The 23,206-nt window shown below is 40.3% G+C and carries 20 protein-coding genes; 10 read left to right on the forward strand and 10 right to left on the reverse strand.

Going from position 1 to position 23,206, the window contains the following annotated elements; all coding sequences use genetic code 11:
* Positions 1 to 117: 117 nt before the first annotated feature.
* On the forward strand, positions 118 to 3,735 hold the full coding sequence (locus tag GR160_RS12860) for a leucine--tRNA ligase (RefSeq protein ID WP_160750282.1): 3,618 nt from the start codon (positions 118 to 120) through the stop codon (positions 3,733 to 3,735).
* A gap of 185 nt (positions 3,736 to 3,920) precedes the next feature.
* Positions 3,921 to 5,222: a tyrosine--tRNA ligase gene (gene tyrS, locus GR160_RS12865; protein ID WP_160750283.1), complete on the forward strand. Its 1,302-nt coding sequence runs from the start codon at positions 3,921 to 3,923 to the stop codon at positions 5,220 to 5,222.
* 30 nt (positions 5,223 to 5,252) lie between these two features.
* Here tyrS and GR160_RS12870 read toward each other — a convergent pair whose 3' ends face one another.
* From GR160_RS12870 to GR160_RS12885, 4 genes are all read right to left on the reverse strand, one after another.
* Positions 5,253 to 5,597, reverse strand: coding sequence for a DUF86 domain-containing protein (locus GR160_RS12870; RefSeq protein WP_160750284.1), 345 nt, complete (start codon positions 5,595 to 5,597; stop codon positions 5,253 to 5,255).
* Positions 5,587 to 5,874 carry a nucleotidyltransferase family protein gene (locus GR160_RS12875; protein WP_160750285.1) on the reverse strand — a complete coding sequence of 96 codons (288 nt, stop codon included), beginning with the start codon at positions 5,872 to 5,874 and terminating at the stop codon, positions 5,587 to 5,589. The genes GR160_RS12870 and GR160_RS12875 overlap by 11 nt, the downstream gene beginning before the upstream one ends.
* Before the next feature lie 132 nt (positions 5,875 to 6,006).
* Positions 6,007 to 7,608 carry a phosphoenolpyruvate carboxykinase (ATP) gene (gene pckA, locus GR160_RS12880; protein ID WP_160750286.1) on the reverse strand — a complete coding sequence of 534 codons (1,602 nt, stop codon included), beginning with the start codon at positions 7,606 to 7,608 and terminating at the stop codon, positions 6,007 to 6,009.
* Positions 7,609 to 7,687: 79 nt separating this feature from the next.
* The gene (locus GR160_RS12885; protein ID WP_160750287.1) at positions 7,688 to 8,074 is read right to left on the reverse strand and encodes a DUF423 domain-containing protein; all 387 of its coding nucleotides are present in this window, start codon (positions 8,072 to 8,074) and stop codon (positions 7,688 to 7,690) included.
* A 121-nt stretch (positions 8,075 to 8,195) separates the two neighbouring features.
* Between GR160_RS12885 and GR160_RS12890 the strand changes: the two genes are divergently transcribed.
* A complete protein-coding gene (locus tag GR160_RS12890) occupies positions 8,196 to 9,566 on the forward strand; it encodes a saccharopine dehydrogenase family protein (RefSeq protein ID WP_160750288.1) in 1,371 nt (456 codons plus the stop codon).
* Between the two features lie 137 nt (positions 9,567 to 9,703).
* On the forward strand, positions 9,704 to 10,174 hold the full coding sequence (locus tag GR160_RS12895) for an Lrp/AsnC family transcriptional regulator (RefSeq protein WP_160750289.1): 471 nt from the start codon (positions 9,704 to 9,706) through the stop codon (positions 10,172 to 10,174).
* A gap of 94 nt (positions 10,175 to 10,268) precedes the next feature.
* Here the strand turns inward: GR160_RS12895 and GR160_RS12900 are convergent, their stop codons facing one another.
* Positions 10,269 to 10,970: a zinc metallopeptidase gene (locus tag GR160_RS12900; protein ID WP_160750290.1), complete on the reverse strand. Its 702-nt coding sequence runs from the start codon at positions 10,968 to 10,970 to the stop codon at positions 10,269 to 10,271.
* A 181-nt stretch (positions 10,971 to 11,151) separates the two neighbouring features.
* Here GR160_RS12900 and GR160_RS12905 point away from each other — a divergent pair, with 181 nt between their 5' ends.
* Positions 11,152 to 12,156 carry an NAD-dependent epimerase/dehydratase family protein gene (locus GR160_RS12905; RefSeq protein ID WP_160750291.1) on the forward strand — a complete coding sequence of 335 codons (1,005 nt, stop codon included), beginning with the start codon at positions 11,152 to 11,154 and terminating at the stop codon, positions 12,154 to 12,156.
* Here GR160_RS12905 and GR160_RS12910 read toward each other — a convergent pair.
* Genes GR160_RS12910 through GR160_RS12920 form a run of 3 tightly spaced genes read right to left on the reverse strand, consistent with a single transcriptional unit; the run spans position 12,146 to position 14,638 of the window.
* Positions 12,146 to 12,529: a DUF4296 domain-containing protein gene (locus GR160_RS12910; protein WP_160750292.1), complete on the reverse strand. Its 384-nt coding sequence runs from the start codon at positions 12,527 to 12,529 to the stop codon at positions 12,146 to 12,148. The two genes, GR160_RS12905 and GR160_RS12910, sit on opposite strands and share 11 nt — an antisense overlap.
* A 35-nt stretch (positions 12,530 to 12,564) precedes the next feature.
* Positions 12,565 to 13,908, reverse strand: coding sequence for a dihydroorotase (locus GR160_RS12915; RefSeq protein ID WP_160750293.1), 1,344 nt, complete (start codon positions 13,906 to 13,908; stop codon positions 12,565 to 12,567).
* A gap of 7 nt (positions 13,909 to 13,915) precedes the next feature.
* Positions 13,916 to 14,638, reverse strand: coding sequence for a polyprenol monophosphomannose synthase (locus GR160_RS12920; protein ID WP_160750464.1), 723 nt, complete (start codon positions 14,636 to 14,638; stop codon positions 13,916 to 13,918).
* A gap of 102 nt (positions 14,639 to 14,740) precedes the next feature.
* Here GR160_RS12920 and GR160_RS12925 point away from each other — a divergent pair, with 102 nt between their 5' ends.
* From GR160_RS12925 to GR160_RS12945, 5 genes are all read left to right on the forward strand, one after another.
* On the forward strand, positions 14,741 to 15,409 hold the full coding sequence (locus GR160_RS12925) for a DUF4271 domain-containing protein (protein WP_202390782.1): 669 nt from the start codon (positions 14,741 to 14,743) through the stop codon (positions 15,407 to 15,409).
* Between the two features lie 18 nt (positions 15,410 to 15,427).
* Positions 15,428 to 16,177 (forward strand): uroporphyrinogen-III synthase, encoded by a 750-nt coding sequence (locus tag GR160_RS12930; RefSeq protein ID WP_160750294.1) that lies wholly within the window; start codon positions 15,428 to 15,430, stop codon positions 16,175 to 16,177.
* Between the two features lie 189 nt (positions 16,178 to 16,366).
* Positions 16,367 to 16,771: a hypothetical protein gene (locus GR160_RS12935; RefSeq protein WP_160750295.1), complete on the forward strand. Its 405-nt coding sequence runs from the start codon at positions 16,367 to 16,369 to the stop codon at positions 16,769 to 16,771.
* A gap of 217 nt (positions 16,772 to 16,988) precedes the next feature.
* Positions 16,989 to 19,379 (forward strand): TonB-dependent receptor plug domain-containing protein, encoded by a 2,391-nt coding sequence (locus GR160_RS12940; protein ID WP_160750296.1) that lies wholly within the window; start codon positions 16,989 to 16,991, stop codon positions 19,377 to 19,379.
* Positions 19,380 to 19,400: 21 nt separating this feature from the next.
* Positions 19,401 to 20,732: a hypothetical protein gene (locus GR160_RS12945; protein ID WP_160750297.1), complete on the forward strand. Its 1,332-nt coding sequence runs from the start codon at positions 19,401 to 19,403 to the stop codon at positions 20,730 to 20,732.
* 94 nt (positions 20,733 to 20,826) lie between these two features.
* Here the strand turns inward: GR160_RS12945 and GR160_RS12950 are convergent, their stop codons facing one another.
* Both GR160_RS12950 and GR160_RS12955 read right to left on the reverse strand, forming a co-directional pair.
* Positions 20,827 to 21,807 (reverse strand): acyl transferase, encoded by a 981-nt coding sequence (locus tag GR160_RS12950; RefSeq protein ID WP_160750298.1) that lies wholly within the window; start codon positions 21,805 to 21,807, stop codon positions 20,827 to 20,829.
* An 81-nt stretch (positions 21,808 to 21,888) separates the two neighbouring features.
* Positions 21,889 to 23,202: a 3-coathanger stack domain-containing protein gene (locus GR160_RS12955; RefSeq protein WP_160750299.1), complete on the reverse strand. Its 1,314-nt coding sequence runs from the start codon at positions 23,200 to 23,202 to the stop codon at positions 21,889 to 21,891.
* Between the last annotated feature and the right edge of the window lie 4 nt (positions 23,203 to 23,206).

The following is a 23,206-nucleotide window of genomic DNA, read 5'->3' on the forward strand; positions in this document are numbered from 1 at the left end:
AAACTATTCGTGTTTGCATAGTTTATAACGGGCAAAGTTTTGACATTCGTACAATAAGCGTAAATTTGTTTCTTGTTAAGACTTTAAAACTTTCAACGTTACAACTTTCGACTTAAAATGAGATACGACCACAAACGAATAGAAAAGGAATGGCAAAAATACTGGGCTGAGAACGGCACTTTTCAGGCCGATAATAAATCAGAGAAACCTAAGTATTATGTATTGGATATGTTTCCGTACCCAAGTGGTGCAGGACTGCACGTAGGCCACCCACTGGGCTATATTGCCAGCGATATCTATGCCCGATACAAACGCCATCAGGGTTTTAACGTGCTGCACCCGCAGGGATATGACAGCTTTGGCCTTCCGGCAGAGCAGTATGCTATACAAACAGGACAGCACCCTGCCATTACTACCCAAACCAATATAAACCGCTACCGCGAGCAGCTGGATAAAATTGGCTTTTCGTTTGATTGGGACAGGGAAGTGCGCACCAGCAGCCCCGAATATTATAAATGGACCCAGTGGATATTTACCGAACTGTTTAAATCGTGGTACAATAAAGATACCGACAGAGCAGAGGATATTGCTACCCTTACCGCAATTTTTGCATTAAAAGGGAACGCTGAGGTTAATGCGGTTAGCGATGATAATATTGCCGTATTTACTGCCACCGAATGGAATGGGTACAGCAAAGAGCAACAGGAAAGAATATTGCTTCAATACAGGCTTACATACCTTGCCGAAACTGAGGTAAACTGGTGTGCGGCATTGGGTACTGTTCTTGCCAACGACGAAATTGTAAACGGAGTATCTGAACGTGGCGGCTACCCGGTTGTCCGTAAAAAAATGACCCAGTGGAGCATGCGCATATCGGCCTATGCCGAGCGTTTATTGCAGGGACTTGAAACCATAGACTGGACCGAATCGCTTAAAGAAAGCCAAAGGAACTGGGTAGGTAAATCAGTAGGGGCATCGGTGAAGTTTAGGGTTTTAGCTTCAGGCCTCACCCCCAGCCCCTCTCTTCTGGAGAGGGGGGCGAGCTTCACTCCCGGATATCAAACTGCCGATAAAACTATTGTGGGGACGCTTGTTGAGCATGGTAAAGCAAACAGGAAAGAAGCCACAGAAGCCGAGATCCTATTGTGGGAAGCTTTACGTAACAAAAACTTAGGTTATAAATTCAGGAGGCAGCATGCTATTGGTAAATATATTGCCGATTTCGTAGCTCTTGAAAAGCGATTGATTGTAGAAGTGGATGGCGGTTACCATAATCAGGCAGAACAGATAGAACTTGATGAGGAACGTACTTTAGAATTAGAACAAAAATATCTTTTTAAAGTACTTCGCTTTACCAATGATGAGGTTTTAAATAATTTAGAAAGCGTATTAACCAATATAAGGATTGCCCTTTCTAACCGTAAATCCTATAAGGAGGAGGATTTGAGTGGACAGATTCCGAGTGAAGCTGCCCCCCTCTCTTCTGGAGAGGGGCTGGGGGTGAGGCCTGAAGAGGCAGGTATCACACTTAATTCTAACGGCAACCCTTCAATCCTTGAAGGCCTTGGCCTTACCCAGTTTTTTGACGACATTACCGAAGGCTTTGAAGAACACGCTCAAGATAATTATATAGAAGTGTTTACCACGCGCCCTGATACCATTTTCGGGGTAACGTTTATGACATTGGCACCGGAGCATGAGTTGGTGGCTAAAATAACCACAGCGACACAAAAGCCTTTGGTGGATGCGTATATAGAGGCAACATCTAAACGCAGTGAGCGCGAGCGTATGGCCGATGTTAAAACCATTTCAGGGGTATTTACAGGGGCATATGCAGAGCATCCGTTTACTAAGGAACCAATCCCGGTGTGGATAGGTGACTATGTGCTTGCCGGCTACGGTACAGGAGCGGTTATGGCAGTGCCTGCGGGCGACCAAAGGGACTTTGATTTTGCAAGGCACTTTGGCATCCAAATAAAGAACATATTCGACGGACAGGATATTTCAGAAGAGGCTTACGGCAGTAAAGATGGCGTAAAGCTTATCAACTCTGATTTCCTTAACGGAGATAATTATAAAGAGGCAACTAAAAAAGTAATCAGCGCTTTAGAGGGCATAGGGCAGGGCAAAGGCAAGACCAATTACCGCCTGCGCGATGCCGTTTTCAGCCGCCAGAGGTATTGGGGCGAACCGTTCCCGGTATATTATGTAAACGGACTGCCACAACTGATAGACGTGCAGCATTTGCCAATACACCTGCCTGAGGTAGAAAAATACCTGCCAACCGAAGACGGACAGCCACCATTAGGCAACAGCCGCGAGTGGGCGTGGAGCATAACTGAAAATAAGGTGGTACCCAACGACCTTATAGATGAGGAAACAGTGTTCCCACTGGAGCTGAACACCATGCCGGGTTGGGCAGGCAGCTCATGGTACTGGTTGCGCTATATGGATCCGCACAATAACGATGCATTTGTAAGCAAAGAAGCCGAAGCTTACTGGCAAAACGTAGACCTGTACATAGGCGGTAGCGAACACGCCACTGGGCACTTGTTGTACAGCCGTTTTTGGAATAAGTTTTTAAAAGATAAAGGTTTTATAAACCAGGAGGAGCCTTTTAAAAAGCTGATTAACCAGGGGATGATATTGGGAACGAGTGCGTTTGTGTATAGGTACAATATTAATGGGACATTAGTAGTCACTTCAGAGTTAGGGGAGAAAATTAGACACGAGTTTAAAAATGTTTTTTTAGTTTCAAAAGAGCACATAAATAAATCTGAATCGGGAGGATATCTTCTTAACAAAGAATTAATTAGTTATTCAGAGAATGTAATACAAAATCATTACAAAAATAAGGGCGAGAGTATTAAAGAAATTGAATTCGAAAAATATTGGCAAACAATTGTTCCTATCCATGCAGATGTGAACTTAGTAAATGGATCAGACGAATTAAGTATCGATGACTTCAAAAATCATCCTTTAAATCAAGATTATAAAGATGTAGAATTTATTCTAAACGAAAACGGCAAATACATTGTAGGCCGTGAAGTAGAAAAAATGTCCAAGTCTAAATACAACGTGGTAACACCCGATGATATTTGCGAGCAATACGGGGCTGATACCTTAAGGCTTTACGAAATGTTCTTAGGCCCATTAGAGCAGGCCAAGCCGTGGAATACTGCAGGTATAACTGGTGTTAGCGGTTTCCTTAAAAAATTATGGAGGCTGTATTTTGATGATAACGGGCTTATTGTAACGTCTAATCCTGCCACACCGGAGGCACTTAAAATACTGCACCGCACCATTAAGAAAACGCAGGATGATATAGAGAACTTCTCATTCAATACCTCAGTCAGCAGTTTTATGATTGCGGTTAATGAGCTTACGGCTGCCAACTGCCATGAGCGCAGCATACTGGAGCCGCTTGCAGTGCTTGTTTCGCCTTATGCGCCACACATTGCAGAGGAGTTGTGGAAACAATTAGGGCATCAAACGAGTATTTCTACCATACCATTCCCTAAATTCCATGCAGAATACTTGGTTGAAAGCAGTAAAGAATACCCGGTATCATTCAATGGCAAGATGCGCTTTAAAATAGAGCTGCCTATGGATCTAACCGTAGAGCAAATTCAGGCTGCCGTTATGGCCGACGAACGCACGCTGCAACACCTAAATGGCAATCAACCTAAAAAAGTGGTTATTGTTCCGGGCAAGATCATTAATCTTGTGGGATAAAGGTGATACTATATGAATTTGAACCGGAGGTTTTTTAAAAAACCTCCGGTTTATTTTTTATTGGGAGTGTTTGTATGCAAGCAATTCGTCTTTACTGTAAGAAAACATATCAACATTTTGTATTATATTTTTGATAAAGAATGCCAATACAAATTGTATTTTTGCAATCGTATTAAAAATAGAACATGAAAAATTTTGTAGCCGAATTGCAATGGCGTGGCATGGTACACGATATTATGCCCGGAACCGAGGATCAACTTCTTAAAGAAATGACCACGGCTTATATTGGCTTCGACCCGACATCCGACTCTCTGCACATTGGCAGCCTTGTGCCCATTATAATTTTAAAGCACCTGCACAATCACGGTCACAGGCCAATTGCCCTTGTGGGTGGCGCAACAGGTATGATAGGCGACCCATCGGGCAAAAGCGATGAACGCAACCTGCTGGACGAAGCTACACTAAACAAAAATGTGAACGGTATTAAAGCACTGCTTTCGCGTTTTCTTGATTTTAATTCGACAGAGGCCAATGCCCCTATACTTGTAAACAATTACGATTGGATGAAAGAGTTTTCATTTATAGGTTTTGTGCGCGATGTGGGCAAGCGTATTACGGTTAATTACATGATGGCTAAAGACTCGGTTAAAAAGCGTCTTAGCGGCGAGGCAGGCAATGGTATGTCGTTTACAGAGTTTACTTACCAGTTAATTCAGGGCTACGACTTCTATCATTTACACAAACAATATAACTGTTTGCTACAGCTTGGCGGCAGCGATCAGTGGGGCAACATTACTACAGGTACAGAGCTTGTGCGCCGCATGAACGATGAGGGCGAGAACAAGGCTTTTGCTATGACATGCCCGCTTATTACTAAGGCAGACGGTTCTAAATTCGGGAAATCTGAAGGTGGCAATGTATGGCTTACTGCCGATAAAACATCGGTATATAAATTTTACCAGTTTTGGGTGAACACTACCGATGTTGATGCCGAAAAATATATTAAGATATTTACATTCCTTACACAGGAAGAAGTAGAGGCTATTATAGAAGAGCATAAAACGGCCCCACACTTAAGGGTACTTCAAAAAAGGCTTGCTGCCGAGGTTACTACTTTTGTGCATAGTGCCGAAGACCTTGAAGAGGCTATTAAACGCAGTGAGTTTGTATTTTCTAACTACAACTATGAGCAGTTAAATGCTATTAGTGATGATTTCTTTACCGATATTTTTGGGGAGTTCTTTTATGCCGAAATCACGCCGGAGCAATTAAACAGTGGTCAGGATATAGTAGAAGTGCTTTCGGATGTTACAAAGATATTCCCGTCAAGGGGAGAAACCAGAAAGGCACTTACAGCCAATGCGGTTGCTGTTAATAAAGAAAAGATTACGGATGCTTACCGTTTGTCTGACAAAGACCTCGTGTTGGGCAAGTACATTTTAGTACAGTTTGGCAAAAAGAAAAATTTTGTGATAACTGTTAAGTAATAATAAACCCGGCAAATTAAGCCGGGTTTATTATTTTATATCTTTTATAATTTTTTCAATCATGCGTTTTAATGCAGGTATGTCTTCCTGTAATGTACCCCACACTTCATCATAGTCAATTTTAAAATATTCATGAATCAGCACATTTCTCATCCCTTTAGCTTCTTTCCACGGAACTTCCGGATATTTAGATTTTAGATCATCATCAATATTACTTATCGCCTCGCCAATTACTTCTACATTTCTTATAATTGCATCCTGTTTTAACCAGTCTTTAATGTAATCCCCATAGTAAAGGTCTTTGGTAATTATTTCAAGTTTATCTATGCACTCAATAATGTGGGTAAGAAAAAGAAGGTTTCTATCAATTGCCATAAATTATCTTCAAATCGTTATATATGCTCTCGCGTAACATTGGATGCACAGCTTTTTCAGATACAAAATCTACACTGCGTTGAAGTTTTTCCTCTAATTCATTCTGAATTTTAACCACTTTAAAAAGCGTCAGTGGATTATAGAAAGTGTATAAGATGTCTATATCACTGTCGCTGCTTTCTTCATTACGCGCATAAGAACCAAATAACCCTATACGCATAGGATTATACGGTTTAAGAACCTCAATAATTGTCTGAATCTGGTTTTCTGAAAGCATATTCAAATATACATATTTTTACTGTGTTGGAAATTAATACATTTTTAAAAAATTTCTACCCAATTCCACAAAAAAAGCTGCCCTATAAAGGGCAGCCTATCCAAAAAAACATCTATTCTAAAAATTAACACATTATGCCAGAGGGCCTCCGGCTATAATATCGTTGTTGGCAAACGATTCAAATTTGGTAAAATTCTTTTTAAACTCGCCTGCCAGTTCAAGAGCTTTTTTATCATACGCCTTTTTACTTTCCCATGTATCCCTTGGGTTTAAAACCTCATTTGGCACATTAGGGCAGCTTTGCGGAACGGCAAGTCCAAAAACAGGATCGGTACTATAATCAACAGCATCTAAATCGCCGTTAAGTGCAGCGGTTATCATGGCGCGTGTATATTTTAATTTCATGCGCTGTCCGGTGCCATAACCGCCACCTGTCCATCCGGTGTTTATAAGCCACACGTTTACACCAGCTTCCTGCATTTTGTTTATCAGCATCTCGGCATAAACGGCAGGATGCAGTGGCATGAATGGCGCCCCAAAACAAGCCGAGAAATTAGGCTGTGGTTCTTTTACACCTTCTTCTGTTCCGGCAACTTTGGCTGTGTACCCCGATATAAAATAATAAGCCGCCTGCCCAGGTGTAAGTTTAGAAATTGGAGGCAATATGCCAAATGAATCGGCACTCAGGAAAAATATATTTTTGGGGTTATAGCCTATAGAGCCGGGCTGTATATTGTTTATGTAATGCAGCGGATAGCTTACACGCGTGTTTGGTGTTATAGACACGTTGGTATAATCTACCTCATAGCCACCATATTTAAACACTACATTTTCCAGCAGCGCGCCTTTTTTTATGGCTCTGTAAATATCGGGTTCATTTTCATCGGTAAGGTTAATGGCTTTAGCATAACATCCGCCCTCAAAGTTAAACACGGTGTTTTCGTGTGTCCAGCCGTGTTCGTCATCGCCAATCAGTTTCCTGTCAGGATCGGCAGAGAGCGTTGTCTTGCCCGTACCCGAAAGCCCAAAGAAAATTGCTGTGTCGCCATCTTTACCCACATTGGCACTGCAATGCATGGGCAGTGTATTGTTATACACTGGCATTAGGAAATTCAAAGCAGAGAATATGCCTTTTTTAATTTCTCCGGTATAGCCAGTGCCGCCAATCAGTACAATTTTACGGGTAAAATTCAGTATGGCAAAGTTGGCACAACGGGTGCCGTCTGTTTGAGGGTCTGCTTTAAAGCCCGGTGCACAAACTACCTGCCAGTCGGGCATAAAGCCGTCAAGTTCGCTTTCATCGGGGCGCAAAAACATGTTGTAGCAAAACAGGTTGCTCGATGCATATTCTGTAACTGCTCTTACATTTAGCCTGTAGTTGGCATCGGCACATACATAGCCATCGCGTACAAATATTTCTTTCCCGCTCAGGTATTGAGTAACTTTATTATACAAAGCATCAAACTTATCGCTGTCAAACGCAATATTTACTTTTCCCCACCACACTTTATCGGCAGTAATGGCATCTTTTACAATAAAACGGTCTTCAGGACACCTGCCTGTAAACTGTCCGGTGTTTATGGCAAGCGCACCGGTAGAAGTTTCTGCTCCCTGCCCCTTTGCAATTGTAATGCGATGAAGTTCATCGGGGGGCAACTGGTAATGTACGGAAGCGCCTTTAATATCGGGCATTTCCAACGAAATCGATTTCGTAAAAAGAGCGTAATTATCCATAAATTTTGGGTTAAGTTGGGTTAATACTCTGGTGCAAATATACAAAATATCAACCCAAACCTAACACATTGCAATTTTTTTACGCTTTTCGTTTAATTATATTCAAAAACAAAACAGTCCAAGCACTCATTAATAGCAATCCTCCAATTGGTGTTATGATGCCGAATTTCTTGAAATCGAAAGAAAAAAGCGCATTGCAAGACAGGAAATAAATAGAAACAGAAAAACAAAAGACTCCTGCAACTGTAAGTCCAAGAATTGTTTTTTTAGTTTTTTCAGCCACAAGGTTTGTACCTCCCACAAAAAGCAGGAACAGGGCATGATATATTTGATATTTTACCCCGGTCTCAAAAGTTAGCACTGCCTCAGGCGATATAAGTTTCTTTAATCCGTGAGCACCAAATGCTCCAAGTGCTATTGCTGTAACGCCAAGTATTGCTGCTGTTGCGATAATTTTTCTGTCCATTGAAGTTTAAATTTAACGAATGTAAATTTAAAGAGTAATAAACAATTAACGTCCAAAATGCTTTGATAAATATAACATTTTACTACTTTCGTGTTACACAAACAACAACTCTTGCACTAAAATGAGAAATATACTCATCATTGGCGCAGGCCGCTCAGCCTCGTCATTAATTCAGTATTTATTAAATAAGTCGGAGCAGGAAAACCTGCACATTACCATAGGCGACCTTTCGGCAGAACTTGCAGAAAAAAAAGTAAAAGGCCACCAACATGCCCGTGCCATAGCCTTTGATATTTTTAACGAAGCCCAGCGCCATGAAGAAATTGAGCGTGCCGATATTGTAATATCTATGCTGCCTGCACACCTGCACTACGAAGTGGCCAAAGACTGTATTTTGTTTAAAAAGCACATGGTTACGGCATCATACATTAGTCCTGCCCTACAGGAACTGGATGATGTTGTTAAGGGCAATAATCTTGTTTTTATGAATGAGGTAGGGCTCGACCCAGGCATAGACCACATGAGTGCTATGAAAATTATAGACGAAATTAGGGACAAAGGAGGTAAGGTGGTTTTGTTTGAATCGTTTTGCGGTGGCCTTGTGGCTCCTGAGAGCGATAACAACCTGTGGAACTATAAGTTTACATGGAACCCCCGTAATGTGGTGCTTGCCGGACAGGGCGGCACCGCTAAATTTATACAGGAGGGCAACTATAAATACATTCCGTATAACAAACTTTTCAGGCGAACTGAGTTTATGCACGTTGAGGGCTACGGCCGTTTTGAAGGCTATGCCAATCGTGATTCTTTAAAGTATCGCAGTGTTTATGGTCTTGATGATGTGCTTACGCTATACAGGGGAACGCTGCGCAGGGTGGGCTTTTCCAAATCGTGGAATATGTTTGTTACTCTTGGTATGACCGATGACACCTATGTAATGGAAAACAGCGAAAAGATGAGCTATCGCGAATTTACCAACTCGTTCCTTCCATATCATCCAACAGATTCGGTAGAGCTAAAGCTAAGGCATATTTTAAAGATAGACCAGGACGATATACAATGGGATAAATTATTGGAACTCGACCTGTTTAACCCAAATAAAATTGTTGGCCTGCGCAATGCCACGCCTGCCCAGATACTGGAAAAAATACTGTCGGACAAATGGACGCTTAGCCCCGAAGATAAGGATATGATAGTAATGTATCATAAGGTGGGGTATGAGCTTAACGGTGAAAAAAAGCAGATAGATGCCACCATGGTGTGCATTGGCGACGACCAAACCTACACTGCCATGGCTAAAACCGTTGGCCTGCCTGTGGCTATTGCCGCGCTTAAAATACTGAATGGAGAAATTACCACCCCTGGGGTGCAAATGCCTGTAAGTCGTGAGGTGTACCTGCCTATACTTAAAGAACTCGAGGCGTTTAATGTAGTGTTTAATGAAAAGCATGTTCCCTATATGGGCTATAATCCGCAAAACGTGGCGAGTTAGACATAGTTTAGCCACGAATTTCACTAACTAACACAAATTAAGGAATTATATATAGCGAAAATAAAATTTGTACAAATTAGTGAAATTCGTGTCTTAAAGATATCAAAAACGTATATTTGAGTTACAATATGTAAGCTATGAAAGTAAATTCGCTTCAAATAGAAATAGACGGTATAGACAAGGAAATACTGCGCTACCTCATGGAAGATGCCCGAAAACCTATTTTGCAAATAGCTTCTAAAATTGGAATATCGGGGGCTGCCATACACCAACGTTTGCGAAAACTGGAAACTGCAGGTGTAATATCCGGCTCTAAGTTTATTGTAAATACACGTGTATTGGGCTATAGCACCATGGCTTTTGTGGGCATATACCTTGATAAAGCATCAAGTAACCCGGAAGCTGTAAAAGAACTTAAAAAAATACCAGAAGTACTGGAGTGTCATTATACAACGGGTAACTGGAGCATACTTATAAAAATAATTTGCAGGGATAATGAGCATCTGATGCAATTGCTCAATAATAAAATACAGCCCATTAGCGGTGTGAGCCGTACTGAAACGTTTATATCTTTAGACCAGCAGATAGAACGACAGATACAGTTATGAGATTTAAGAGCTACGATTTTGGATTTAAGAAACAACAAAAAAACCGCCTGGCATTGCCAAAGCGGTTTTTTCCTTCTATATATAGACAGAGACCTTAGTCTCTGGAACGGCCTCCAAACACCTGAAGCGCCCAGTATAATAAACTGGCTACTGCACCAATAGCTGCCACTACATAGGTGCGTGCCGCCCATTTAAGCGAATCCTCTGCACCGGCATATTCCTGTTGTGTAACCATATTTTTGCTGCGTAGCCATGCAAGGGCACGATTGCTGGCATCATATTCTACCGGGAGCGTTATAAAGCTAAACAGTGTGGCAAATGCCATAAAGACTAAACCTATTATGGCTATGTAGTAACCCCACCCTAAGCCGGAGGCAGCCCCTAAAATAAGTCCGCCAATAACAAGCCATTGTGACAGGCCGGATGTAGCATTAACCACAGGTACCAAAGCCGAACGCATTTTTAGCATGCTGTATGCTGTGGCGTGCTGTACTGCGTGGCCAACTTCGTGCGCGGCTACCGCAGCCGCAGCGGCATTGCGTTGGTTGTATACTGCTTCGCTAAGGTTTACCGTTTTGTCTGACGGGTTGTAGTGGTCAGTCAGCCTGCCGGGGGTAGATATAACCCGAACATCATAAATACCATTGTCCTGAAGCATTTTTTGTGCAATTTCGGCACCGCTCAAGCCATTGCGAAGGTGCACGTGCGAGTAATGTTCAAATTTGCTCTTGAGCTTTGCACTTACGGCAAAACTTACCAAGGCAATAATTCCTATAAGTATATAATATCCTAACATTTCTTCTTTTATTTTTTTGATTTGATACTAACCTTATATCAAAAAGAACGCCAATCTTTAGTTGCGTACTCATAATGTTATTTTGTCACTTTAGTAGTACAGGAAGTGAAATTTTGGCACATTACAATGCTATAGGGCGTGCTCTTAGAAGGGTTGGCTTTATTTTATTACATTTGTGTTTATGATATTAGTTACCGGAGGAACAGGACTTGTAGGTGCACATTTATTGCTGTCTCTTGCAGAAAGTAAAGTACCATTACGCGCGATTTACCGCACTGATAATTCACGAAAAAAAACAAAGAAGCTGTTTGCTCATTATGGCAAAGAAGCATTGTATGATACTATAGAATGGGTGCAGGGCGATGTGCTTGATATACCCTCGCTCGAAATTGCTTTTGAAGGTGTAGAATATGTGTATCATTGTGCGGCAGTTGTGTCTTTTGATCCGTCTGACGAAGAGATACTGAGAAAAACCAATATTGAAGGTACTGCTAATATGGTTAACTGTGCATTGGCTTTTGGGGTACAAAAGTTTTGCCATGTAAGTTCAATAGCGGCTTTAGGAGATGCAACAGCACACGGCGGTACTATTACAGAGGAAACTGAGTGGAACCCTGAAAAAAGCCACAGTGATTATGCTATCAGCAAGTATGGTGCAGAAATGGAAGTGTGGCGTGCGTGGCAGGAAGGGCTTAATGTTGTAGTAGTAAACCCCGGAGTGATTTTTGGCTACGGTTTTTGGCAGCAGGGCAGTGGTGCTATTTTGCGTGCCGTGCAACGCGGCCAATATTTTTACACGTTGGGCAATTGTGCCGTTGTGGCAGTAACCGATGTGGTTGCTGTAATGATACAGTTAATGCAAAGCAGCAATACAGGAGAGCGCTATACTGTCGTAGCTGAAAATATTACTTATAAAACCCTGCTTGATATTGTTGCAAATGGTTTAGGAAAAACAAGGCCTTATATTTATGCCACACCTCTTTTAACCCGGCTTGCGTGGCGTGCCGACTGGTTGTTGAGTAAGTTTTTGCGTCATAAGCGAATGCTTACGCGCAGCATGGCAAAATCTGCGCACAGCACAGAGGTGTATGATAGCAGTAAACTTAAAACAGCTATAAACTTTAGTTTTAGTGATACTACTGCTTTTATTAAACAGCTTTGCAGTTCATTTAAAACTAAGGTTTAGGCGTGGTGGGATTTCCCTTTTTGGCAAGAGAATCTTTTGCAGGAGGAGCCAGCGCTTCTTTATTTTTGTTTATCCTGTCGGTAACCTTTTTCTGTATTTTTTCATAGCCTTCTATATCAGAAGCATAATACAGGTGGTTTTGCGCAAAGGTTAGGCTGTCTATATTGTATTTTCTGTAAATATAGTTGTGGGTATTTACATTATTGCTGTCTAAAGTTGCCGGCTGGTATGACTTTATGGACTGTAATAATGTAATGTCATACAGTATGTCTACCATTTCGTTTTTGTCCAGTAGTTTGTCGGGTTTAGGGGCAGTGTTTTCGTTACAGGCCACGGCCAGTACTGCAAACAATATAAATACCAATTTTTTCATATTATAAATACAATTTTCTTCCTTTCTGCAAACAGTTATTCCCTGTCAAACAACAGGCGTTCGCCACAGCGTATGTTTTTAACTTTAAAGTTGTTGTATACCAGCTGGCCGTTTACAAAGGTATGGCTAATTCTCGATTTAAAGTTAACACCTTCAAACGGAGACCATCCGCATTTATAAAGAATATTCTCTTTTTTAACATTCCATGGCAACCCAGGGTTTACAATCACTAAATCGGCATAATATCCTTCGCGTATAAAACCACGTTTTTCTATTTTAAAGATCTTAGCCGGGTTGTGAGCCATTTTCTCTACTATCTTTTCTACCGATATTTTCTTTTGATGATAGGCTTCAAACATAGCCACAACAGCATGCTGAACCAATGGCCCACCTGATGGTGATGAGGTGTAAGGGTTTTTCTTTTCCTCAAGTGTGTGCGGGGCATGGTCTGTTGCTATAACATCAATACGGTCGTCAAGAAGGGCTTTCCATAAAGCATCTTTATCGGCAGCCGTTTTTACAGCCGGGTTCCATTTAATGAGAGCCCCCTTTTTGTCGTAATCAGCATCAGTAAACCAAAGGTGGTGTACACATACCTCGGCGGTTATCTGTTTATCTTCGAGTGGAATTTTATTGGTAAAAAGATCGGTTTCTTTAGCCGTAGACACATGAAAAACATGCAGTCTTGCTCCGGTTTTTTTGGCCAGCTCTATAGCGCGCGATGACGATATATAGCAAGCTTCGGCACTGCGGATGAGCGGGTGGAATTTTACAGGAATATCGTCACCATATTTCTCCTTGTATTCTGCAAGGTTGTGTTTTATGGTAGCCTCATCCTCGCAATGCACTGCTATGAGCATCTTTGTACTGCTGAATATTTTTTCTATAACCTCGGGGTTGTCTACCAACATGTTGCCCGTAGACGATCCAAGAAATAATTTTATACCGGCAACATTCTTAGGGTTGGTTTTAAGTACCTCTTCAAGGTTGTCGTTAGTGCCTCCCATCATGAATGAGTAGTTGGCATACGAAGTCTCAGCGGCTCTTTGGTATTTGTCTTCCAGCAGTTCCTGTGTTATTGCGTTTGGCACAGTGTTGGGCTGTTCAATAAACGATGTAATGCCCCCGGCCACGGCAGCGCGGCTCTCAGTCTCTATAGTGCCTTTGTGTGTAAGGCCCGGCTCACGAAAATGCACCTGGTCGTCAATAGCACCGGGAATAAGGAAACTGCCTTCGGCATCAATAATAACGCAGTCGCCGGTCTTAGGGCTTATTTTTTCGCCTATTTCCTTAATAAATTTATCTTCAATAAAAAGATCGCCTTCAAAAATTTTACCTTCGTTAACAATTTTGGCATTCTTTATCAGTATCCTGTTCATTATGTTGTTATAGTCGGTTTAGCATTCGTTTTATCTTCAGGCTTATTACCCCAAAAATAGCTTCTTTAATAATAGCATTGCTCATTTTAGATTCGCCTTTGGTGCGGTCTGTAAAAATAATAGGCACTTCTACTATGTTAAATCCATTGCAGTAGGTGCGGTATTTCATTTCTATCTGAAAAGCATAGCCTACAAATTTTATCCTCCCCAAATTGATGCTTTCAAGAACTTTACGTTTGTAGCATACAAATCCTGCGGTAGCATCTTTAATTTTCATTCCGGTAATCATGGTTACATATACCGATGCAAAATAAGAAAGCAGCACCCTGCTCAGGGGCCAGTTTACTACATTCACTCCGTTGCTATATCTTGATCCAATAGCCATATCGGCGCCTTTTTTGCAGGCCTCAAGCAGTTTTTCAAGATCGTTGGGGTTATGCGAAAAATCGGCATCCATCTCAAAAATATATTCATATTTCCGGCTAATTGCCCAGTTAAACCCATGCACGTAAGCTGTGCCAAGTCCTGCTTTGCCTGCCCTTACTTCAAGGTTAAGCCTGTCGCCAAATTCTACCTGGAGTTCGCGCACTTTTTGTGCAGTGCCATCGGGCGAATTATCGTCTACAATAAGCAGGTCTAATGGGGTTTTAAGTAAAAAAACAGCCCTTATAATAGTCTCTATATTTTCGATCTCGTTATATGTAGGAATTATTACAATACCTTCATTCATGGGTGGGGCAAATTTTGGTGCAAAAGTAGTGTATTTTAAACGCATAAAACATAATTAATGTATAATTAACCATTACATATTTAAAAATATTAATTTTGCAGAATGAAAGAAATGCTGCTGAACGAACGTATTACCGGTGCAAACGACTGGGCTACATGGCTTTTTGTGGCTTGTTTTGCTCTTGTGGCAATAAACCGCACAGCCTTTGAGGCACGTTTTGCCGAGTTTATAAAGCTGGGTGTTAGCGATAAATACACAAAAATTTATAAAGACAGCTCTAACCTGCAAAGCTGGTTTACTATTTCGTTCTTTTTTATACAGGTTGTTTCATATAGTTTTTTACTACAGTACGTTCTTAAATACAAAGACTTTGGTCTTGTAGAAGAAGGAGGCATTAGCTATGTACGTATTTTTACTGTAGTAACCTTTTTTATACTGTCTAAATTTCTAACCGAGAAGATAATTGCCACGGCCTTTAATATAGAAGAGTTTAACGAGCAGTTTAATTTGCATAAAGTAAACTATCGTGCCTATATAGGGTTGTTGCTCCTGCCTGTAAATTTGGTTCTCTTTTATAATGTAGCTCCCGGCAGGCTGTTATTATATTTAATTTTAGGAGTTATTTTGGCGGCAACGTTTATTTCATACCTTGTTTCGTTGAGGATTTATCAAAAATTGATACTCGGTAAATTGTTCTATTTTATTTTGTATCTTTGCGCTCTTGAAATAGCACCCTATTATTTCATGTATTATTGGTTTACGAACAGTTAGTTAAACAACTTTTTTAATATGAAAGTGAAAACGATTTTGGTTTCGCAACCGGAACCCAAAGTAGAAAATTCACCATACTTTGAGATTCAGCACAAGCTAAAAGTAAAAGTAGATTTTCGTCCATTTATTCACGTAGAGGGTGTAAGCGCTAAAGATGTAAGGGCACAAAAAATAGACCTTAATAATTTTACTGCCATTATACTTACCAGCAAGAACTCTATTGACCATTTTTTTCGCGTAGCCGAAGAAATGCGTTACAAAGTGCCGGAAACCCTTAAGTATTTTTGCCAGAGTGAGGCTATTGCTTTTTACCTTCAAAAGTATGTGGTGTACAGAAAAAGGAAGATATATGTTGGTCAAAAAGACTTTGCAGATCTTTCTCCGCTGATAAAAAAATACAAAGATGAAAAGTTTTTGTTGCCATCGTCTGAGCAATTGAACGATGATGTGCCGCAGGTGCTTAATAACCTTAAAGTGGCATGGACACAGGGTACTTTTTACCGCACGGTAATGAGCGACCTTAGCGACCTTAAAGATGTGTACTATGATGTACTTGCATTTTTTAGCCCAACGGGAATAAAATCCTTGTTTAAAAATTTTCCTGATTTTCAGCAAAACAACACCCGTATTGCGGTATTTGGAACTACTACACAAAAAGAAGCCCTTGAACATGGCCTGCGTGTAGATATTATGGCTCCTGCTCCGGGAACTCCGAGCATGACAATGGCTTTAGAAAAATATATAGCAGAAGCAAATAAGGCAAAATAATTACTTTATTTTTTAAGATATTAAAGCTGCTCCTAAATTTTAGGAGCAGCTTTTTTGCATTTTACTCGAGTTGTATACAACGTATAATTACTGTTTCGTTACAAAAAACAACACGGTTGCTGCATAGTATTTAACTACAGTTTTGCTGGCAATGTTTAAATTATACTTTCGCGCAAAATAATAAAATATATGCGCAAAATTATAAAGAAGATCATGCTTGTCGGACTGCTTATGGTTTCAATTAACGGTTTGGCTCAAAGCTCCCCGGTTTCTGTAAACACAAACGACAGTAATGCAAAGACTGTAAAAAATGTAGAGGCCGGATTTGACGGGCTCATTGCTGCATCCTATGGCAGTAAAGCCTTTGGAATAAACGTGGGTGGACCAAGCCTTAAATATAAGTTTACTAAAAATTTTAAGGTTGGGGTAGGGGCATTTCCTTCGTTATTAATAATGGATGATAAGGCGCAGCCACGTTTGGCGGTTTCACCTATTGTAGAATATAAACATTTTATGCTCATTACTCCTTACTATGGTTATAATACAAAAAACAAACAGATCTGGACATTTGGTTTAGGCTATAAGTTTTTTTAGAATTATCCAGGAAAATCTTGCTTAATTATTTAGGTTGTTTAAATACCGTAAACTTTTTGTATAGTTTACGGTATTTTTTTGTCTGTAATGACGTGTTTTTCAATGTTTTTCAACATTAGATTTTTCTAATTGAAATCTAATGAAAGTCTAATCTGTTTATTTGGATTAAATTTAAATAAGGTTTTATGTTTGCACCCATCTTACGTAAAATCTGTACATGAAAGTATATCTACTCGCATTTTTATTTGTTGGGCTATCGGCTTGGTGTCAAACCGGTAACATTAATGGTACTGTTGCTTTTGCAGATAAAGAACAGGCTTTTGGAGCTGCTGTAAAAGTTGTTGGAACAGCCAAATTTGCTACAGTAGATGCTGATGGTAATTTTGAAATTAAACAACTTGCCTATGGCGATTATGAGCTCGAAATAACCTCTGCCGAGATAGAAACCAAAACGGTAAAAGTAAAGCTAAACCGTCCGGTTGTAACAGTGAATATTATTGCAAACAGGGTAAATCCTAAGCTTTTAGATGAGGTTGTAATGAACAAAACATCTGAAAAACGCCAAATAATGGACAAGGGCTTTGCTGTGAACGTTATAGAAACTCAGGAAGCAGGAAAAAGAAACCTTCAAACTAACGACCTGTTAGATAGAAGTATGGGGGTAAGGGTGAGGCAAAATGGAGGTTTGGGTTCGAGTGCTAACTACAATCTTAACGGCATGAGCGGCAACTCTGTACGAATATTTATAGACGGTATTCCTATACAAACCTACGGACCTTCTTTTAGCCTAAACAGTATTCCGCCTGCGTTGATAGAACGCATAGAGGTTTACAAAGGTGTTATTCCTATTGGATTAGCCGATGATGCCTTGGGTGGTGCAATAAACGTAGTACTGAAAAAAGGAGCAAGGAACACGCTCAATGCATCGGTTTCTTATGGCTCATTTAATACTACACAGTCGCAGATAAACGGTGTTTTTCGTAGGGAATCGGGGTTTACTGTTAAAGCTTCCGGATTTTATAATTACTCTGACAACGATTATGAGGTTTGGGGGCCGCACGTTTTTAATATTTTACCTAATGGCAGGAGAGAACTAATTAAGGCAAAGCGCTTTAATAATGCTTATAAATCGTATGGAGCAAGGTTTGAAGCGGGTTACACTGATGTGAAATGGGCCGATAATTTTTTAATAGGCTATAATGCATCTCATGATTATAACGAGATACAGCACGGTACTTACATGACAAGGCCGTACAAAGGAAGGTTTACAGAGGCAGATGCACATGTTGTGAGCCTTAACTATAGTAAAAAAGATTTTCTTATTCAAGGACTTGAATTTAATACTAACGCTGTATACAGTAATAGGAGCGAAGTAGTAAACGATACTGTAAAATACAATTATAATTGGGATGGAAATATGGCGTTAGGCTTGCGTGGTGAACCTATATTAAGTCCTTATGGAGCACAGCAGGGTGCAGCTACAATTGTTCATGTCGACAGACAAATACTTAGTGCACGAAGCAATCTTAATTATAGCATAAACGATAATCATAAAATTTTATTTAGCCACGTATTCTACACTGTAGACCGTGATGACAATGACGAGCTTAAGTCAGAGTTAGAAAAACGTTACAGAGAAACACGCGATCTATTAAGAAATGTATACTCTTTTGCTTATGAGTTAGATGCCTTTAAATCTAAGCTAAAAGCGAGTTTGTTTGCAAAACATTATGTACAAAACTCGGAACAAAGAATTCCGACATTAACAAACGGCAATACTCAGGTTGTAGTTAATGTTACAGACAAAACAAACAGCGCAACCGGATATGGACTGGCATCATCTTATTACATAACTCCACAAGTTATGGCTTTGTTATCGGCAGAGAGAGCGGTAAGAATGCCAACAGATAATGAGGTTTTTGGTAATCAGGGTGAAAATATTGTAGGTAATGCCACGCTGGGGCCTGAAATTAGTGATAATCTTAATCTTGGTTTTAGGTTTGGGGCTTTTAAATTGAAAAAACACAAAGTATCCCTATCAGCATCAGGTTTTGTGAGAGATACTAAAGACAAGATCGTGCGCAGGATATTAGATCGTAATAATGATGCCCTACAATCATTACCATATGTAAATCTCGGTAAGACACAGGCTATTGGGTTTGAGGCGGCTTTCGAATACGGATTCAGTGACAGGCTGGTTATAAACATGAACATGTCTAAGTTTAATCTGTTATTTAAAGATAAATATGATAATAGTGGGGGTACTCTCGACCTTTATAATATGCAATTGCCTAATGAACCCTTTTTTATCATAAATGGCAGTGCTCAATATAACTTTAAAGACATTCTTCAGAAGGACTCAGATCTTAATTTTTATTATGGTTTCGGATATGTAGAACCTTTTTATACCAATTGGTTGGCACAGGAAATTACACCTGCACAGTTTGTAAATGATTTAGGTTTGAGTTATGTTTTTCCTAAAAACCAGTTCATATTAAGCTTTGATGCGAAGAATATATTTGACAAACAGGTATTTGACAATTTTGCGGTGCAAAAGCCCGGACGTGCATTTTATCTGAAACTAAATTATACAATCAATAAATTTTAATTAATCTAAAAGAGAATGAATATGAGAAATCGTTTTGTAAAACTACTTGCATGCGGGGCTGTTTTATCTGCTCTTGTACTAACAGGCTGTTCTGACGACGACAGCAACAACAATACAGGACCCATCAACCCGGTAACCGAAGGCAGATGGATTACTGTAGCAGGTGCAAGAATGCAAACTAGCCCGGGCGATGGTAATGGAGGTACTATGGTGTATTCTATCAGTAAAGAAGATGCTCAAAACCCTGATGTATCGGTAGATGCTTTTGAAAATGGAGTAGGCGTTCTTTCTAACAGGACTGCCCGTTTACAATCATCTGTAGATGGTAATACGCTATTTAATATTACCTATACAGGAGCAAATGGAGGTACGTTTATGACTTATAACGTAAACGGAGCCAACAACTTTGCACAATCAGACGTTACAGTAAATATCTCTCAGTATGCAAGCGCATCACCACGTTGGGTAAAACTTTTTGATGGAGATAATACAGGTGTTGCTGTAAACGTTGCATCACCAACTCCGGTTGTAACTGATAATGTATATCAGCGTACAAGAGGTACAGCTACGGTTTTAAGTCTTAATCTTAAAGATGTTTTAATCTCTGACTACAGACAGTATGAAATTCCGCTTACAGCTGCAGAAGAAGCACTGGGGCACCATATTTTCCGTTTAGATGCTCCAACGCTTAACGCTGCCGGAGATAAACTTATCATTGGTACATGGATGCGTAAAACAAACCCTGCCAACCCTGCCGAGAACGAAAGCGAATTTGAGCGTTTAGGTTCTAAATCGGTAGTGGTAGACTATCCGTCTCTTCAAAATCCTGTGGTAATTACTTCTACTGTAGCTTTTGGCGATACCAGCGGATACCGCAGCTTTAACAGCTTTGTGGCTAACGATAACAACATTTATCAGGCTACACAAAGAGATACTGAAAATGGTTCTTATATTTTAAGGATCAACCAGCAAAACCAATACGACAACTCTTATGTGTTTAGTCTTGATGCTGCTCTTGGAGTACAGGGGTCTTACATAGACGCGTGGAGATATGCAGGCAACGGAATTGCTTATGCTGTTTACACACATGAAAATGCAAATGGACAAGGTTTTGTAGCTCGTTTAGACCTTAATGCTAAAACTGCCACAAGGGTAGAAGGCATAGAATATGATGCCGCTCTTGATTTTGGACAGTACCAAGGTTTTGTAGTAGACGGTAACGAGCTTTACATAGCTGTAACTGCGGTAGGTAAAGACGGTAACATTTATGTTATTGATATACCAACAGGTGCAGTTAAAAAAGGTGCAAAACTGGTTAACAAACCAGGTAACCACTACATAGGAGTATTCTAATATACTAACCAACCAACAATAAAGAGTCCGCTTTGTGAGTAATCACGGAGCGGATTTTTTTATGCTGTTATGTTTATAATTGTAAGTTGGATACTTAAAATACCATAAGGTTACAACCGCGAATGTCGCTATTGTCAAAACGGCCCAGCACTTCAAAACTTTGGTTAGCATATTTCTTGCCAAGATCCTGTGTGGCAATAAACGAACAGGAGTTAATGTTGGCAAGGTCTATAACATTAATGCCTCCGGTTTTACCGCTTTCTATATAGGTTAGGGCATCTTCGGTATCACGGATCAGTATGTCCATCCAGGGAGGGCATTCAAAAATACCATCGCCAAGGGAATATGCCTGAGACAAAAGTTCGGTCATGCCATACTCCGAATGTATTTTAGTAACCCCAAAACCTTTGCAAAGCACTTCGTGAAGCTCTTCGCGAATCATTTCGCGGCGACGGCCTTTCATGCCGCCCGTTTCCATGATAATGGTATTTTTAAGATCGAATTGCTGCTTTTCTATCAGGTCGAGCAGCGCATAGGTAACCCCTATCAATAAAACGTTTTGGCCCTCGCTGTCCAGTTTTGTAAGCTTGGCTATAAGATCATCATGATTGTGAAGGTAAAAGCCGCTATGTGGGTTGTTAGACCGTTCTATAAGGTCCTGTACCATGTATATAAGCGATGATCCTTCGCGTTCCAGATAGGAGGGAAGCAAGGCCAGTACAGCATAATCTTCAATGTTGCCATAAAACTGAGAAAAGGCCAGTCGAAAGCTTTGGTCATAATAATCAGTATCGGTAACAAGGTGGCGGCTGGTAACCATGCCCGTAGTACCGCTGCTGGTAAATGTAACCTGAACCGGGTTTGCAGAGCTTACTACCTCATGCGTTTTAAAGAACTGTATGGGCAGGAACGGTATGTCTTTAACCGATTTTACATTGTGCTTGTCTTTATGCAAAAAGCTGCAAAAATCACGATACACCACATTGTTATCAAACTGGTGGCGAAAAACCTTAAGCGTAATTTTTTCAAACTCTTTTTTAGAGCCAATAGTAAATATATCGGTAGGGGTAAGCAAGGCAATAATGTTTTGGCAAAAGTACAAAATAAAAAAGCACTGCTTTGCGGGCAGTGCTCTAAAATATGGTTTATAAAAAAATTACTGCACAATAAGCCTTTCGGTAGTAGTGTTGCCGTTTGTGGCTGTAACGGTTACAAAATATACTCCGGCTTTATAATTGCTCAGGTCGAGCTGATAGGCCGTGTTTTTACCCAATAACTCTTTGCTGAAAATAGTTTTACCCTCCAGCGAAATTACCGATACTGATTTGATGTTCTCATCTAAAGTAAGCGCAACGGTTTGTGAAGCAGGGTTTGGAGACAGTATTAAGCTTTCTTTTTTAATTGGTGTTTCAGCCTTGCTTTCCTCCTGATGTGCGCGACGGGACGAAGAAACACTGCTACTCTCGCATCCATTTATTGTGGCTAAAACCAAACTGCCATCTATTGCATAAAAACCATCTCCCAGAAGTACAGATTCTCCTGCAAGATAATTGGCCTCTGCTCCTAAGCTTATATCATTAGATGCAGTTATATTGATGCCAACCTGTCTGTTATCTATACCGCTGCTTACATCATGTGTAGGCGATATTAATGTTAAGTAAGGAGGGCAATCATCTGCTATGGCACATATAAATCCTGTAATAGAGTCGATTTCGGCAGGTGTCAGGACAAACAAATCTGTATAAATCAAATATCTTCCTGTTACTCCCGGTCCATCCGGGTCGGCAGGATACGATTCTACTGTTCCGTTATATGTACCGCCTCCGCTCGATATTGCAGCAGCTGCCTGTTTTGTTGCCTCGCGAAAAGCAGGATTATGAGTCGGTCCAAGTGTAACTACGAACTTTGCATTTCTCTCATTTTTAAATTCTGTATAATTTTCAAAAGCGAGATTTGTGTTACTTGCATATGATGTTGCATTTACAAGAAAACTACTGCCATTAAAGTCGCTGTGTCTTGCGGCATCTGAAAATAAGTATATTGTGAGTGAATTTGTGCTTATACGATTTAGTGTTTTTTGTGTACTTACTATATTAGCGTCTACAACATTATCCAAGGCTTTTCCGATTAGGTCTAATGATTCATGTGCAAAATCAGCGTCTCCTAAATAACGCCTTTGAAAAGAATTTGCAGTAGTTTCGTTAGTAGTAAAGTCTGATTCAATATAAATTCTTGGGCTATATAGATCTGTAGCAGGATCGTATCCGGCTCCATAATGAACAACTGCAACCCTGTTGTCATTGCATGACAAGACTTGGCTTATAATGTCTTCTACAGAATTTTTCATTTCTGTAAATTCTGCGGCAGATATAGATGTACTATTATCCAGCCATATAATTACATCAGATTGCCCGAAACCCTTAATGCCAATAAGCATAAGGAGGGTTAGGTATATATATACGTTTTTCATAACT

The sequence above is a fragment of the Flavobacterium sp. Sd200 genome (genome assembly GCF_009826935.1).
GTDB lineage: Bacteria > Bacteroidota > Bacteroidia > Flavobacteriales > Flavobacteriaceae > Flavobacterium.